We start from the raw sequence: 16298 nt of genomic DNA, 5'->3' as shown, positions 1-16298 counted from the left end.
ACGCGGACCATCGTTGTGCTCCGTCGAGCACCGTGAAGACCGCTTTGATGCCTTCAGCGGTGATGCTCCTTCCCATTTCTTCCGCCGCCGCGCCGTACATGCGTTCATGCAGCTCCAGCCACGAATAGGCTTCTTCACGCGCATCCGGGTCCAGGAATGGCGCCACCTTGTCCCTGGCAACCAGGAAGTTCCAGAGATCGGCTTCAGGCCGCCGCAGCTGCTGGGCAAAATGGAAGCGCACGAGCACCTCCCAGTACTCCTCGGGACTCCTCGAGGGCAGGGCGGCGTCGAGCAGGTCATGGGCGAATCTGTACGTGAACCAGCGGAGTGACTCGGCGACAATCTCGTCCTTGCCGTGGGGAAAGCTCGAATAGAGGCTCGGAGCCTTCAAGCCAAGCTCGTGGCCCAAGGTGCGCATTGACACCGATTCGAAGCCGTGTTCCGTGGCCAGGCGAAGAAAGGCGGCCAGCGTACGGCGGCGGGCAGGAGATTCGGCGGACCAATCCCGGCGGGACAGAAACTTCTTGATGGCGGCGTTTGCCTGCTCACGCGGCGATTGACTCATGGCTTCCTCAGGATGGGATGACTCTCCCTAGAGTCTAACTAACGGTCGTTAGGCAGGGAAGGGTTCTTCGTCCCGCTATGAGCCCGGCGTTGGCCATGGCGAGGCGTCGCTGATGTCGCGCCCTTGCGCCATGTCCGGAAGGATCCGGTGAACGAGCTTCCCGGAGCGCTTCACGTGAAGGTCAGTCCGCTCGCCAAGATCGGTTTCGTTGAAGCGTGCCGATGCCCGCAACCATTCGGCGTGCCGTCCTTCTGCGAGCTTCCTGTTCATCATCGAGATCAACTCTCAAAAATAAGGGGGTTGTTGGGTCTCTTCAAGCATCAATCCCCTGCCAACGCACCAACCGTGTCAGTTTGGGACACCCGCGGCTGCGCGCCGCCCGGTCATCATGAACCAGGCACCCGCCCGGCTTCGCGGGACGGTCCGGGATCCAACGCCACCGCCAAATGGAGGCTGGAGCGATTGGAATCAAGCTGCGAGACCTGCATGGCGCAGCTGAACCCGTCTGTCAGGACCAGCGCCCCGCCGCCGGCTGCCAGCGCCGGCACAAGGGAGTGCCGGGCTACCTGCATGGACACGTCGAAGTGTTCAGCCTCAAAGCCAAAGTTGCCGGCAACTCCGCAGCATGAGGACGACTCCACGAGCTCCGGCACACCCCAGGCTTGGAGAACGCGCTTCTGGGCGCCGGAGCCGAACACGGCGTGTTCATGGCAGTGGGTTTGCAGTACGGCCTCTTCCGGCGCTGGGGCCGTGGGCCTCCAGCCGCGTGACATCGCTTCATCAACGGCGACGGAGAACGAGCGGACCCTGGCAGCTACCCGCGCAGCCGCCGCCCCGCCCACCATCTTGGGACCCTCGTCACGGATGGTGGCCGCGCAGCTCGGTTCCAGGACCACGATGGGCCGGTCAGTTCCGTCGTCGAGCCTGGTAATCAGCCGTGCCAGCCGGCGTAGCGCCCCGTCACGTTGACCAGTGGAGATCCACGTCAGGCCACAGCAGGCGTCCGGGGTGCAGCCCACGGAGGCGCCCGAGTCGCGCAGCACCCGGGCAGCGGCCGGGACTACTTCGGGGCGGAAGGCCCGGGTGAAGCTGTCGATGAACAGGAGGAGGTCGGCATTGTCCGTGAAGCGTGCCTCACGCACCCGGCGCCGGATCCGGCCCCGCTTTGCGAAGTCCGGTAGCCGGCGTCGTGCACTGACGCCCAGCCATTCACCAACGATGCGGAAGGGGCGGACAGCGGTTCCCGCGTTGGCGATCGGCGCGATGCGCGTCAGAAACGGAAGCCAGCGCGGCAGCCAACCGATGGAGTAGTGCGTGAACGGCCTGATCTTGCCGCGGTAATGTTCATCCACCAGTTGGGATTTTGCTTCGGCGATGTCCACTCCCGTGGGACAGCCGGCGGAACACGCTTTGCACGACAAACAGAGGTCCAGGGCCTCGCGGACTTCGGGGCTGGACCAGCCGTCATGGCTGGTTCCTTTGGCCCGCACCAGTTCCTGAAGGACCCTTGCCCGTCCCCGCGTGGAGTCCTTCTCGTCCTTGGTGGCGCGGTAGCTGGGGCACATGAATCCGCCGGACGTCGCCCGGCAGCGCCCCACCCCGATGCATGCGTGCGTGTTGCCCACAAACGGGCTCACCACCGGGAGCAATTCACGGTTTCCTGCAGAATGCACGACGGCGGTACCCGGCGCCGCGTCGGGCTCGCCGTGGCCGGGGCCGGGTTGGGCAACACCCGCCAAGGCAAGCGATGCGGCGAAGGGTTCGGGGTCCACGATGATTCCGGGATTGAGGATTCCTGCAGGGTCCCATTGGTGCTTGAATGCTTTGAAGATGCCAAGCATTGCCGGTGTGTACATCACCTCCAGCAGTTCGCTGCGTGCGCGACCGTCGCCATGTTCCCCGGACAGTGATCCGCCGTGGGCCACCACGAGCTTGGCCGCCTCCCGGGTGAATTCCTCGAACGTATGACGTCCGTTGTCGCTGCGGAGATCGTAATCGAGGCGCATGTGGACGCAGCCGGCGCCGAAGTGTCCGTACATGAAAGCGGTGTAGCCGTACCTCTCCACGAGGGGCAGCAACTCCGCGAGGTAGTCCGCCAATCGATCCGGGGCAACGGCGGAGTCTTCCCAGCCCGGCCATGTTTGGATCCCGTCAATCCGGCGGGATGACAGCCCTGCCCCGTCTTCACGGACGCGCCAGAGCTTGGCCCGCTCCAGGGGTTCGGTGACCAGGGCATGAGCGAGGATCCTGCCGTCGGCGGCGAGTTTGGCCAGCAGCCGCTCACAAGCAGCCGAGGCCTGCTGAATCGTGTCCCCGGGGAATTCGACCATCAGGAACGCCTTGCCCTGCGGCAGGGAGTCAACGCTGCCGGCACCACGCCTGTGGCGCATAATGTCCACAATTGACGCGTCCAGGCCTTCGATGGCGCTTGGCTTGGCGGCGAGGATGGTCATCACGTCGCGGGCGGAATCTATGGTGTTCGCATAACCGAGGCACAGCAGCGCTGTTGTGCGCGGCTTGGGAACCAGGCGCACCTTGGCCCTGACCACGATGGCGCAAGTGCCTTCGCTGCCGGCCATGGCAGCGGCAACATCCAGGCCGTTTTCGGGCAACAGGTGTCCCAAGTGGTAACCCGAGACCTGCCTCGGGATGTTTCCCAGTTCTACCCGGAGTGCAGCCAGGTTGGCCTGGGCGAGCTCCTTCAACCCGTGGAGCAGCTCTGCTGCCCGGGCAACGGAGTGCCCGTCCCGGTGATCAACGGCGCATAGGAAGTTCCGCCCGGCGCGCAGGTAGGCACCGTCAGCCGTGACGAGCTCCACCTCCTCGACATGCTGCGTCATGCGTCCATAGGCCACTGAGTGGTTGCCGCAGGCGTCGTTGCCAATCGAACCGCCCACGGTGGCCCGGGTCATGGATGAGGGATCGGGAGCAAAGGTCAACGTGCCTTCCGTGACGGACTCTATGTACGAGCGCAGCTCACCGAGGACCACGCCGGCATCCACCCACACTGCTGCCTCGCCGGCGTCGGGCTTTTCCACGGCCGCCATCCGGCGTGACAGGTCCAGCACCAAGGAAGTGCCGATCGCATTGCCCGCCATGGACGTGCCGCCGCCGCGCGGCGTGATGGATATGCCCAGGGCCGAACATTCGCGCACGACTGCCCTGACGTCGTCGACGTTTGCCGGAAAGGCTACGGCGGCAGGCCGGACGCGGTAGTTGGAGGCGTCGTAGGAGTATTCGGAGAGGCGACGCGGAGAATCGTCCACCTCGATGCCTTGCCCGCGCAGAGCGGCAAGCAGCCGCGTCAGTGTTGGGTCTCCGCCGTGGCCGTGGGGCATGATCGACTTCTCCATTTCCATAGTGGTCCTTTGGAAGTCTAGGCGGGGGCCCGCCAGGCGGACTGTGCCAAAACAGAACGGGCACAGCGGACGGAATCCGCTGTGCCCGTTTCCTTATGCGGAAGTGGCTACTTCAGGAACTCGGACAGGTTGTCCTTGGTGATGAGGGTGAATGGCAAGGTGTAGCGGTTGTCCACATTGGAGCCGTTGAGGAAGTCCGTAACAACCTCCACTGCCTTGACGCCCTGCCCCGCGGAGTCCTGGCGGACCGTCGCGGACATGGTGCCGGCCTTGATGTCCTGCAAGGCAGGCTCGGTTCCGTCGACGCCGACTACTGCTTTGAACTCAGCCGTACGGCCTGCGTCCTCAATGGCCGACGCGGCACCAATGGCCATTTCGTCGTTATTGGCCACCACGGCGTCAATCTGGCCGGACGGGAAGCGCTGGAGGGTGTCTTCCATGTTGCGCTTGGCGTCGTCGCGGCTGCCCTTGGCCTGGAATTCGGCCACGATCTTGAAGTTCTTGTTGATCGTCTTGTCGAATCCGGACTTGCGGCGGTCGGTCCACGAGGCACCGTAGATGCCCGCGGCGAACACCAGGTTGCCGCCGTCGGGCATGACCTTGTTGAGGTACTCGGCCTGCATCTGGCCGGCTACGGTGTCATCGACACCGATGTAGCTCTTGTAGCCGACGTCAGAGCCTTCCGCGAACTCGGTGGACAGGATGAACAACGGGATGTTGGCAGCGATGACCCGCTTGGCGGCGTTCTGGCTGGCATCGCCGTCCAGGGGCTGCATGATAACAGCGTCCACCTGGCGGGTGAGGAGGTCCTCAACCTGATTCAGTTCGCTGCCCACATCCTTCTTGGAGTCGGTGATGTTGAGCTTGACGCCCTTTTCTTCAGCCGTCTTCTTCATGGCGTCGGTCATGTGCGCCAAGTCCGGGTCCTGCAGGTCGAGGACCACAACGCCGATGTTGTAGCTCTTCCCGGACTGTTCGGAACCGCTGGCGTTGCTGCTGCCTCCGCAGCCGGTGAGGGTCAGGGCTCCGGCAGCCAACATGGCTGTGGCCGCAGCGAGCTTGTGTCGCATTCCCATGGTTGTTCCTTTCAGTGGTTTTTGTCTGTGCGCTTGGAGATGGTGGTGTTGCGTTGGTTGGGTGCTGGACTAGTCGGATTTCCAGCGGTTCAGCAGCACGGCGAGGACGAGGATCACGCCCTGTACGCCCTGCTGGTAGTAGGAGGAAACGCCGAGCAGGTTCATGCCGTTCATGACGACGCCCAGCAGCAGGACACCGATCACGGTTCCCCGGATGGTGCCGACACCGCCGAAGAGGCTCGTGCCGCCAATCACGACGGCGGCGATCACCTGGAGCTCGTATCCGGTACCTGCCACGGGTGCGGCGCCATCCAGGCGGGCCGTCAGGACAAGACCGCCCAAGGCAGCCGTCACGCCACCGATCAGGTAGACGGTGAAGAGCACCCGGCTGGTGGAGATGCCCACTTTCTTGGCCGACTCTTCGTTGCCGCCCACGGCGTACACATGGGAGCCGAACTTGGTACGGCTCAACACGAACTCACAGATGATGGCGGCAAGCAGGAAGATGATCACAGGGACCGGAACGGGACCCAGGAAACCGGAGCCCAGCCATTCGGCCGGTCCGCTCAACCCGGAAACAACCTGCCCGTCAGTGATGACCAGGGCTGCGGTACGGGCTATGGCCATGGTGGCCAGCGTGGCCAGGAAGGGAAGGATTGCTCCCCAGACAACCATGGCTGCGCTGAGGAAACCGACCAGGAGTCCCACACCCAGGCCGGCTATCAGGGGGAGCCAGAAGGCGCCGCCACTGGCGGGTGCCAGGATGGCGAATGTCATGCCCGCCAAGCCGACGACCGAACCAACCGACAGGTCGATACCCGCGGTGATCATGATGAACGTCATTCCTAGCGCGATCAAGCCGATAATCGATGACTGCCGGACCACATTCACGATGTTGTTCAGGGTCAGGAAGTTCGGCGCGGCCGCGGCAAGGACGATGAGGATCACCACGAACAGGATGATGATCCCGTAGTCTCCAATGAACCGCTTGACCTTGGTGGCCGTCAGGCCCTCCTTGAGATCGGCGGGTCCTAGTTTTGTCTTGAGGTTGTCCATGGTGAGGCTCATGAGTCGCTCCCGGTTGCAGGTCCGCCAACGGACATGGCATCAACAGCTTCCTTGCTTGACGTGCTTCCGATCTTGCGGCGGTCATCGGGGATGCCGCTTCCGGTGTCGACGTAGTCATCCAAGGTGCCGTGGGAGATCAGGTGGGCCACTTGGGCTTCCGAGACCTCGCCGACGCGGAAGCGGCCCACCACCTGCCCCTGGCGCATGACGGCGAAGCGGTCTGCCACTGCGAAGGCTTCGTCGAGCCGGTGGGTAATGATGATGACTGCAATCCCCAGATTCTTGAGCCGCTGGGTGACTTCGATCAACTTGTCCACCTTGGCCACCGACAGGTTGGCAGTGGGTTCGTCCATGATGATCAGACGTGCATCGAATGCCAGGGCGCGCCCGATGGCCACGGCCTGCCGCTGACCGCCCGAGAGGCGCTTGACCTTCAGGCGCGGGTTGATGGGGATGTCCAGGCGCTCCAGCACGCGCTTGGTCTCGGATTCCATCTTCTTGCGATCGATGATCCGCACCAGCGGACCGAGGATATTCTTCTGTGGTTCCCGGCCAAGGAAGATGTTGGTGCGTACGTCCAGGTTGTCTGCCAGGGCAAAGTCCTGGTAGACCATCTCGACACCCTGATCCCGGGAAGCGGACGGCGTAGGAAACTCGGTCCGTTTTCCATCCAGCTCAATGGCGCCCCGATCGGGCTGGTAGACGCCCGTCAGCACTTTCATGAGCGTTGATTTGCCGGCGGCGTTGTCTCCTAGCAGAGCGAAGGTTTCGCCGGGCATGACATCGATGCTGACGCCGCGCAATGCGGACACCGCCCCGAATGTCTTGTGTATGTCCTTGAGGGCGACAAGTGGAGCTGTCACCGGTGGTGCATCGGTCATCTCATCCTCGATTGATAGGGCCAAGCAAATGAACCGGTGAAACACCATTGGCGATGGTCCGTCCAACCACATTGTTTGACGTTGCGGAGGCGGGAAATCCAAAGACACCCATAAACCGCGTGACCTGCGCCACTCTGTTTCACTTACTTGAACTTTGACGGACTCGACGCAACGGCGTGTGTGCCACTTTGGAACACGGCTTGCAGAAATTGTTGCCATAGGAAACGAATCAATGGGAATTAGCCGGAGTTAAAAGGGAAATGCCCGGCCCGTGCACGGATTGTTGCGAAAGAATCCGTGCCCGGGCCGGGCAGTCAAAGGGCTACGCTGACAAATCCACGGCAATGGCAGCGCCTGTTCGGGCTGACTTCTCCGCCGCGTCGGCCAGGACCAAGGCAGCACGGCCGTCCTCGAAGCCGGGACTCCGGGAGGGCAGGCCGCGGACAGCGCGCAGGAACTCGGCGACTTCAAGCCGGTACGCCTCCGCATAGCGCTCCAGGAAAAAGTTCTGGTAAGGGCTTGTCCCCTCGACGGAACGCGTGCCCCAATGCCGCACCAGGCTGTCGTTCTTGTTGGCCACTTGGAGCAAACCGGTGGAGCCGAAGGCCTCGATGCGCTGGTCGTAGCCGTACGCGGAATGCCTTGAATTGAGGATGGTCACGAGTTGGTCGTTGGAACCCCGAAGGGTGACCACGGTGGAATCGAAGTCGCCCGCCTCCCGGATGCTTTCGCTGAAGACGTTGGCACCGCGGGCCGAGACCTCCACAATGTCCGGAAGAAAGTAGCGGGCCATGTCCAGGTCGTGGATGGTCATGTCCCGGAAAATCCCGCCGGACTGGGGCAGGTAAGCCGCCGGCGGCTCCCCTGGATCCCGGCTCGTGATGATCAACTGCTCCAAGGCACCGATCTCCCCGGCCCCCACCCGCCGCCGCAGTTCCACAAAATGCCGGTCAAAGCGCTTGTTGAACCCCAAAGCGATCGGAACATCCGCAGCAGCCGCCTTGGCCCGGAGTGCATCAACCCGGGCAATCTCCAGGTCAACAGGTTTCTCACACAGCACGGGGATATTTGCATCGATCGACTGTTCAATGAGTTCCACGTGGGTAGCGGTCGGAGAGGCAACGATGACGGCATCCACTTCCCCTGAAGCAAAGACTTCGGCGGGGTCGTCACTGACCCTGCCGCCGAACTCGGCAGCAGTCCGCTTGGCACCTTCCAGGTACGGATCGCACACCCAGGAGAGCGTCGCTTCTTCCAACGTTGCCAGGCTCATGGCATGCACCTGACCGATCCTCCCGGTCCCGAACAGGCCAACCCTGATCTGTTGCGTCATTGCAGCCCTCCAATAATGCAGTGGTCATTGATCGATCTTCTGCCGGCCCAAACGCACATAGACCTCGGGGCGCTTTGAACGCAGGAAGTATGCATAAACAATGCCGCCGATGAACAAAGCAAAAGTAAATGTCATGAAAATTGCCGTCATGACGGCCGATCCACCGATCAGCTCGGGATAATTCGCAATTGCCAGATAAGTAATCAGGCCAAGGAACAGCACGCTGACGATGGGGGAAACAATGGTCTTCCACACGGATTCGGGAGCGAAACTGCGGCGGCGCACGAAGTAGACCAGCACCGCGAAACTCGTAATGAACATCAGCAGCAGGACCGAGAACGTGCCGCTTCCACTGGCGATCGGATAGAGGGCCTCGGGAGCAACCCCCACCAGGGTGAACACCACAGTGGCAACCACCCAAACCATGCCCACGCCCACCGCCGAAACATAGGGGGACTTGTGCCGTGGGTGGACGCGGCCGAGGATCCTCGGCAGCGCCCCGTCGGCAGCCAGCGAGAAGCTGTACCGGGCCGCAATATTCTGGATGGACAGCATGGAGGCCAGGATCGACGTGATCAACAGGACCACCCCGATATCGGCAAAAATCTTGCCGACCAGCGCCGTGGCTCCGTCGTTGAACAGGTTCACCGTGTTTGCTTTGGCCTCGTCCTGGACATTGTCGGCGCCGAGGAATGCCGTGTAGGCCCATGCGGCCACCGCGTAGAACAGGCCAATGCCGACCACCGCCAGATACGTGGCCCTGGGAATGGTCCGGTCAGGGTTCTTCACTTCGTCCCGGTAGATAACCGTCGCTTCGAACCCGAAGAAATTTCCCACGGCGAACAACAGGGCCAGGCCCAACCCGGCGTCGGTGATCCAGGGCATGGAGAACCCGACACCCTGTGACACGTCGCCCGAGGCGAACGCGGCCACATCGAAAATGACCACCACGGCCGATTCCAGCAACATGACCACCGTCAGGACCTTCGCCGACAAGTCGATGCGGTTGTAAGCCAACAGCGTGGTGACGGCGATGATGCCCAACCCGTACCAGTACCACGGAATCTCCGGACCACCCAGGGTGTTCACCACGAAGCCCTGCAAGGTGAGGGCGAACAGGGACGGCGCAAAGAAGCCGATGAAGATGTAACCCACCAGCGCCAACAGTGCACCACCAAGACCGGCCGGCTTGCCAAGGCCGGCGGTGACGAATGAATAGAAGCCGCCTGGAGCTTCCACGCTGCGGCTCATCCTGACGAAACCCACTGAGAAGATCAGGAGCATCAACGTCACCAGGAGGTAGATGCCCGGAGCCGTGTGCCCGCTGAAAAGGAGCATCACAGGCAGGGTGCCTGCAACGGTGGTCAGCGGGGAGGAGAAGGCGAGCACGTTCATCACGAGCTCGCCCACCCCCATGTTGCCGCTGAGCTTGTCTTCCTGGGTCCGGGTAGGCGTCTGCTTCCCTTTTGTTGTGCTTGACATGTAATCCTCGTCGCGAAGTTTTGAGTGCTGAATCACACTATCGACGCGGATTGTGGGAGCACTGTACCAGCTTGGGACAGGGGTTTTGGAGCGGTTCCGCCAAGCTTTTTCAGGTCCACGATGTCATTGAGCGGCTCGCCCGTCTTCCACTTCTGCAGGTTTGCTGCGAAGCAGTCCACAACTCGGCCACGCCACCCGATCAGGTCCCCGGAGGCGTGGGGCGAGACCAGGATGTTGCTGCGGCTCCAGAGTGGATTTTCAGCTGCCAACGGCTCGTTCGCGAAAACGTCCAGGGCTGCTGCACCCAGGTGCCCGGCGTCGATGGCGTCGAGCAGGTCCTGTTCCACCACCACGGCCCCGCGGCCCACATTGACCAACCGTGCTCCCTGACGCATCTTGTCAAAGCGTGCAGCGTTGAACAGCCCGCGCGTCTCCTCAGTGAGCGGCACGGTCAGCACCACGTCCTGGGCCTCCCCAAGGAGCAGGTCCAGCTCCTCGAAGGAGGCAATGGCGCCCAGTTGCTTATCCTCACGCGCTGTCCGCCCGACGACCGACACATCCATGCCCGCCGCACGCAGCAGCAGGACCGTCTCGCGCCCCACAGGTCCAGGGCCGACCACCAGGACCTTGCGTCCCAGCAACGGTTCGGTTTCCCGGTGCTGCCAGGTCCTTGCTTGCTGCAGTTCGATGGTTCGGCGCAGGTCCTTGGTGAACATCAACAGGACACCCAGGACCCACTCGGCGATGGGCCGTTCACAAACGCCGCGCGAATTGCTCACCACGATGTCGCCGTTGATGATCTCCCGGGTCATGAGGCTGTCCACGCCGATGCTCGAGGTGTGGATCCATCGCAGCTCCCCCGGACCAACGTCACGCAGAAGCTTCGTCCTGAAGTCGTTCAGGAACAGGATTTCCGCCCCGGGCAGCGCCGCCCTGAACTCTTCGGCGGACCGGACCACCACTACCTCGGCCTCGGCGTCCAGCCGCTCCACAGGAGGCAACGGCCGGCCCTCCTGGACGATGACAATTACTTTGGGTCGTGACATGCCCGTTCCCTGCCCTTCCTCGTCGCGGCTTCTCACCAGCCGCCCTGCCAGCCGCTCATCAGGCCATACGGCAGGCGCTGCGGTTCCTCATCAGGGAGGCCCTTGAGGAAATCGAAGTCGCAGCCCTCGTGAGCCTGGTTGACGTGGTCAATGAACAGTCGGCCGTAGCCGCGGCGATACTTGGGCTGCGGAAGCTTGAGGTCAGCGAGCCGGGCTTCAATCTCCTCCTGGGGGAGGTCGAGGTCCAGGCGCTGGTTTTCGACGTCCAGCACGATCGGATCGCCGTCCCGGACAATGGCCAACGGACCGCCCACGGCAGCTTCAGGGGACACATGCAGCACCGTGGTGCCGAACGCGGTACCGCTCATGCGGGCATCGGAGATCCGCACGATGTCCCGGACACCCTTGCGCAGCAGCTTTTGCGGAATGGGCAGCATGCCCCATTCCGGCATTCCGGGCGCACCCACCGGGCCGCTGTTGCGGAGCACCAGGACCGAGTCCTCCGTGATGTCCAGGTCCGGATCGTCAATCCTGCGGCCAAGGTCGTAGATGTCCTCGAAAACTATGGCCGAACCCTTGTGCTGCAGCAGGTCCTTGGAGGCTGCGCTGCGCTTGATCACCGCACCGTTCGGGGCCAGCGAGCCGCGAACGACGGCGATGCCACCGGATGCATCGAACGGCGCCTCAAGCGTGCTCACGACGACGCCGTCCGGCTCAGGTGCCGATTCGTAGCCCTTTGCGAGGGGTTCGCCCGTGACGGTCAAGGCATCCCGGTGCAACAGCGGATCCAGGGCCTTCAGTACCGTGGGGATGCCGCCGACCTCGAAGAGCTGTTTCACGAGGTATTCACCGGACGGGCGGACGTTGGCGATCCGCGGAGTGCGCTGCGAAATCTCGTGGAACCGGTCCAGCTGAAGGTCGTAACCCACCCTGCGGGCAAGTGCCAAAAGGTGAACCACGGCATTGGTGGAGCCACCTACGGCCATCAGCAACGTGATGGCGTTATCAAACGCTTCCTTGGTCAGGATCTCGCTGGGCTTCGGACCTGACAGGGCCATTTCAACGGCCCTGCGGCCAGTGGCTTCAGCGGCTTGCCCGCGCCGGGCGTCGACGGCGGGGATGGACGCACTGCCCGGGAGGCACATGCCCAAGGCCTCAACGAGGGACGTCATGGTGGAGGCCGTGCCCATTTCGCTGCAGTGCCCGGCGGAGGGCTTGGCGGCGGACTCGAGTTCGTCGAAGTCGGCCTCGGTGATCTTTCCTGCCCGCAGTTCATCGGCGTACTTCCAGGTGTCCGTCCCGACACCCAATTGCTTGCCCCGGAAGTGGGCGGGCTCCTGGGGGCCGCCGGTCAGCATGATGGTGGGTATGTCTGCGCTGGCGGCTCCCATGAGCTGCGCGGGGACGGTCTTGTCACAGCCGCCCAACAGCACGATCGCGTCGAGCGGGTAGGCACGGATGGATTCCTCGACGTCCATGGCCATCAGGTTGCGGAACTGCATGGCCGAGGGCTTCATCAGGCTCTCGCCCAAGGAGATGGTGGGAAACTCCAGCGGCAAACCACCGGCCATCAGGACGCCACGCTTCACGGCCTCGGCAAGCAGCTTGAAGTGGATGTTGCAGTTGACCAGCTCCGACCAGGAGTTGGCAATGCCAATGACCGGCCGGTCCTTAATGGCGAAGCGCGAGAAGCCTTCGGCCTGGATGGCGGTGCGGTGCACGAATCCGGTGAGGTCGTGCGGCGCAAACCAGCGTGCGCTGCGGAGATCGTTGTACTTCGAATCGGACATAACCTTCAAAGCTCCTTGGCTTGTTTGTCTTGATGAGGTGTCGGGTGAAGCTTCTAAGCGGCCGAAGTGCCGCCGTCGAACGCCATGCTGGTACCAGTGGCGAACGTGCCCTCGACGGCGAGGAAAAAGATGGCCGCCGCCACTTCTTCCGGCTCCGCTAGCCGGCTGAGCGGGACGGCGCTTTCCTTCTGCCGCAGGGCCAGAACCGGGTCCGGCGCGGCGTCCAGGCCGGTGCGCAGCATGGGCGTGTCGATCGGCCCGGGGCAGACGGCGTTGACACGGACAGAGGGCGCCAACTCAAGGGCCAGCGCCTTCGTGAGCCCCACGACGCCGGCCTTCGCGGCGCAGTAGTGGGCCAGTCCTGCAACGCCCATGGTTGCGAGGTCAGAGGCAACGTTGACAATCGCCCCTCCCCCGGACCTGCGCATGTGGAGGCCCGCTTCCCGCGCGACGTAGAAGGTGCCGGAAAGGTTGGTGTCCAGCACCTCACGCCAGCGGTCCTCGTCCAGGTCCTCAAGGGCCGCGTAGCCGGCAACCCCCGCAGCGTTGACTGCCACGTCCAGCCCGCCGAGGGCGTGAATGGCTCCCCGGACGCCGTTCCGGGCCGATTCTGCACTGGCGACGTCGGCAACCACGTGGTGCGCACCGCCGTCGAGCTCTCCCGCAACGCGCCGCAGCTCCCCCGGGCGGCGGCCCAGCAGCGCTACCCGGGCACCACGGGCAGCGAACAGTTTCGCGGTCGCTGCTCCGACGCCGGACGTCGCTCCTGTGACGATCACCCGCAAGGGTTCCGTCCGTTTCCACGGGCTGCGGTGCATCATCGTCGACGGCTCCTCTTGGTTGGCGTTGCGGGACTAGTACGTTCTACTCAAACAGCCCCGCCCCGGCCCCGGATGTCTCAGATTGAGACACAGAGCACCCTCCGTGGGTTCCTAGGCTGATGGGCAGATGCCGTCTTTCTGCGCGGCACAGCACCGCCGGAAAGCGGCACAAACTAAGGAGTCCACTTTGGAAGACCAGAACCGCATTGGCGTTGGCCTCATCTCGGTGGGGTGGATGGGGCGTCTGCACTCGCGCGCCTACCTCGCTACGAAGCAGTTCTTCCCTGAACTGCCGCGCCACCCCGAGCTGGTGATCGCCGCAGACCCCGACGACGCCGGTCGCCACCACGCCGAGGACGCACTCGGCTATAAGGAAACGGCCACCGACTACCGCAAAGTACTCGAGAACCCGGACGTCGACGTTGTCTCGATCTGCTCCCCCAACTTCCTGCACCACGAAATCGCCATGGCAACCATCGAGGCCGGCAAGCACTTCTGGATCGAAAAGCCCATGGGCCGCAGTGCCCGGGAATCCCGCGAAATAGCCCAGGGCGCCGAAGCTGCAGGGCTGATCACCTCCGTGGGCTTCAACTACCGGCACGCACCGGCTGTCGCGGAAGCCCGTCGGCTCATCCGGTCCGGCGCTCTGGGCCGGATCACCAACGTGCAGATCCGCCTCCTCACGGGCTATGCCTCCGACCCGACGCAGGTCTTCACATGGCGTTACGAGCAGGCACGCGCCGGTTCGGGAGTCCTTGGCGACGTCCTGAGCCATGGCTTCGACCTTGCACAGTTCCTGGTTGGCCGGATCACCTCGCTCAACGCGGTCACCGAAACTTTCATCAAGGACCGTCCACTGCCCGCAGGCAAGTCCTCCAACTCCTTCGACATGGGCCAGGCATCGGACGTCACCCGTGAAGTGGAGAACGAGGACTACACGGCGATGTTGGCCCGTTTTGAAGGCGGCGCGATCGGTATGTTCGAATCCACCCGCGTAGCCATTGGCCCGCACGCCGAATACATCATCGAGGTGTACGGCTCGGAAGGCTCGCTGCGCTGGAACTTCGAACGAATGAACCAGCTTGAACTCGCCACGGACCGCAGCGGATACCGCACCATCATGACCCCGCCGTCCTACGGAGAATTCGGCCGCTTCCAGCCAGGACCCGGCCCCGGCATCGGATTCAACGACCTCAAGACCATCGAGGCCGCGCTGTTCCTGCGTTCCGTGGCCGAAGGCAAGCAGCTCGGCCCCTCCGCCGCCGACGGCTGGTCCGTTTCGGAACTCGTTGATGCCTCCCTGCAGAGCGCCGGTTCCGGCGGCTGGGTGGACATCCCGGAAGTGTCCGGGCAGACCACGTACGGAGCCTGAGTCCCGGGCAAAGAAGGAATCGGGGACAAAGAAGGAAACCTGGACAAAGGAGGAGGCCGGATCGCAATGATCCGGCCTCCTTCTGCTGCGTTGAAAACTACACTCCCAGGACCTACTTCGCGAAGCGGAACAGCTTCTTGTTGGCGAACTCCAACATGCCCACCTTGCCAAGTTCGCGGCCGTAGCCGGACTTCTTGACGCCGCCGAATGGCACGTCCGCACCGCTGAGGTCGTAGGCACCGACGAAGACCATGCCGACGTCGAGCTGGTTGCCGACGCGCTCGGCGCGCTCGACGTCGTCGCAGATCACCACCGAACCCAGGCCGTACGGCGAGGAGTTCGCGAGCTTGATTGCTTCCTCGTCGCTGCTGACCTTGTACAACTGGGCGACCGGACCAAACAGCTCCTCGCTGTAAACGTCCATGGACGGGGTGATGTTGGTAATCACCGTCGGAGTGAAGACGTTGCCTTGGGGCTCATTGTTGCCCACAAGGATTTCGGCGCCCTGGTCCAACGCACCCTGTACCTGGGAAGCCAGGAACTTGGTGGCCGAATCTGAGGACATCGGGCCGAAGTCGCCGTTCTCGTAGGACTGGCCGGCGATGGCAGCCTTGAACTTCCCGGCGAACTCGTCAAAGTACTTTTCCAGCACCACGATCCTCTTGGAACCGTTGCACGATTGGCCCGTGTTGCCCATGCGGCCCATCACGGCCTTCTTCACTGCAAGGTCCACGTCATCGGTATCGAGCACCAGGAACACGTCGGCGCCGCCAAGCTCCAGGACGCATTTCTTCAGGGCACGTCCGGCCTGCTCCGCCACGATCGCACCCACTTGCTCCGAACCGGTCAGCGAGACACCCTGTACGCGGTCGTCCGCGATCATGGTGGAAATCTGCTGGTGGGTGGCGAACAGGTTGACGTAGGCACCCTCGGGAAAACCTGCGTCGCGGAAGAGTTCCGCCAACGCCAACGCCGACTCCGGGCACTGGCTGGCGTGGCGGACGATCACCGTGTTGCCAAGGATGATGTTGGGGATCGCGAACCGTGCCACTTGGTAGTAGGGGTAGTTCCACGGCATGATGCCCAGGATCACGCCGAGGCCCTGATAGCGGAAGAAGGTCCTCAGTCCATCCGCCACCTCCAGTTCCTCGTCCGCGAGCCACTCTTCCGCGTGCTCGGCGAAGGCAGCTGCGATGGAACCGGAAAACTCGGCTTCCCCCACGGCCTGCTGCAACGGCTTGCCCATCTCACGGTTGATGATGGCGGCCAGTTTGTCCTTGCGCTCAACAAACAGGTCCGCGAGGCGCTTGGCCAAGACAGCGCGCTCGGCCACGGTCGTGGTCCGGGACCACTCCTGGTATGTCTTCTGTGCTGCGCCGAGTCCTGCCTCGACCTCTGCGTCGGTGGCCGCGGGGTACTCGGCATGAATGGTTCCGGTAGCCGGATCAATAACGGCAAATGAGCTCATAGTGAATGCTCCTTGGTCAGGAAGTGGGGACTGTTAT

13 protein-coding genes are annotated in these 16298 nt (G+C 63.2%); 1 reads left to right on the top strand and 12 read right to left on the bottom strand.

Annotated elements, in window-relative coordinates; all coding sequences use genetic code 11:
- The 11 genes from AUR_RS00330 to AUR_RS00280 all read right to left on the bottom strand — a co-directional run.
- On the bottom strand, positions 1 to 565 hold a 565-nt coding region (locus AUR_RS00330), incomplete at its 3' end, for a TetR/AcrR family transcriptional regulator (RefSeq protein WP_164888651.1).
- A gap of 75 nt (positions 566 to 640) precedes the next feature.
- Entirely contained in the window at positions 641 to 838 is a 198-nt protein-coding gene (locus AUR_RS00325; protein ID WP_021472192.1) for a hypothetical protein, read from the bottom strand.
- A gap of 113 nt (positions 839 to 951) precedes the next feature.
- A complete protein-coding gene (locus AUR_RS00320) occupies positions 952 to 3918 on the bottom strand; it encodes an FAD-binding and (Fe-S)-binding domain-containing protein (RefSeq protein WP_062099173.1) in 2967 nt (988 codons plus the stop codon).
- A 113-nt stretch (positions 3919 to 4031) separates the two neighbouring features.
- Complete coding sequence (locus AUR_RS00315) at positions 4032 to 5000, bottom strand: sugar ABC transporter substrate-binding protein (protein WP_021472190.1); 969 nt, start codon at positions 4998 to 5000, stop codon at positions 4032 to 4034.
- 69 nt (positions 5001 to 5069) lie between these two features.
- Positions 5070 to 6068: an ABC transporter permease gene (locus AUR_RS00310; RefSeq protein ID WP_021472189.1), complete on the bottom strand. Its 999-nt coding sequence runs from the start codon at positions 6066 to 6068 to the stop codon at positions 5070 to 5072.
- Positions 6065 to 6949, bottom strand: a complete 885-nt coding sequence (locus AUR_RS00305; protein ID WP_062096766.1) for an ATP-binding cassette domain-containing protein — start codon at positions 6947 to 6949, stop codon at positions 6065 to 6067. Before AUR_RS00305 ends, AUR_RS00310 begins: the two co-directional genes overlap by 4 nt.
- 322 nt (positions 6950 to 7271) lie before the next feature.
- Complete coding sequence (gene iolG, locus AUR_RS00300; protein ID WP_062096764.1) at positions 7272 to 8282, bottom strand: inositol 2-dehydrogenase; 1011 nt, start codon at positions 8280 to 8282, stop codon at positions 7272 to 7274.
- 24 nt (positions 8283 to 8306) lie between these two features.
- Positions 8307 to 9764 carry an APC family permease gene (locus AUR_RS00295; protein ID WP_062096762.1) on the bottom strand — a complete coding sequence of 486 codons (1458 nt, stop codon included), beginning with the start codon at positions 9762 to 9764 and terminating at the stop codon, positions 8307 to 8309.
- 32 nt (positions 9765 to 9796) lie between these two features.
- Positions 9797 to 10810, bottom strand: coding sequence for a D-2-hydroxyacid dehydrogenase (locus tag AUR_RS00290; protein WP_062096760.1), 1014 nt, complete (start codon positions 10808 to 10810; stop codon positions 9797 to 9799).
- A 32-nt stretch (positions 10811 to 10842) separates the two neighbouring features.
- Positions 10843 to 12600 (bottom strand): IlvD/Edd family dehydratase, encoded by a 1758-nt coding sequence (locus tag AUR_RS00285; RefSeq protein WP_170828608.1) that lies wholly within the window; start codon positions 12598 to 12600, stop codon positions 10843 to 10845.
- 53 nt (positions 12601 to 12653) lie between these two features.
- Positions 12654 to 13421 (bottom strand): SDR family NAD(P)-dependent oxidoreductase, encoded by a 768-nt coding sequence (locus AUR_RS00280; protein WP_021472183.1) that lies wholly within the window; start codon positions 13419 to 13421, stop codon positions 12654 to 12656.
- Positions 13422 to 13608: 187 nt separating this feature from the next.
- Between AUR_RS00280 and AUR_RS00275 the strand changes: the two genes are divergently transcribed.
- Entirely contained in the window at positions 13609 to 14793 is a 1185-nt protein-coding gene (locus tag AUR_RS00275) for a Gfo/Idh/MocA family protein (protein WP_021472182.1), read from the top strand.
- Between the two features lie 112 nt (positions 14794 to 14905).
- Here AUR_RS00275 and AUR_RS00270 read toward each other — a convergent pair whose 3' ends face one another.
- Positions 14906 to 16261, bottom strand: a complete 1356-nt coding sequence (locus AUR_RS00270) for an aldehyde dehydrogenase family protein (protein WP_062096756.1) — start codon at positions 16259 to 16261, stop codon at positions 14906 to 14908.
- Between the last annotated feature and the right edge of the window lie 37 nt (positions 16262 to 16298).

This window comes from Paenarthrobacter ureafaciens (assembly GCF_004028095.1).
Taxonomy (GTDB): domain Bacteria; phylum Actinomycetota; class Actinomycetes; order Actinomycetales; family Micrococcaceae; genus Arthrobacter; species Arthrobacter ureafaciens.
The sequence above is the reverse complement of the archived record's forward strand: the minus strand, read 5'-3'. Positions and strand labels throughout refer to the sequence as shown.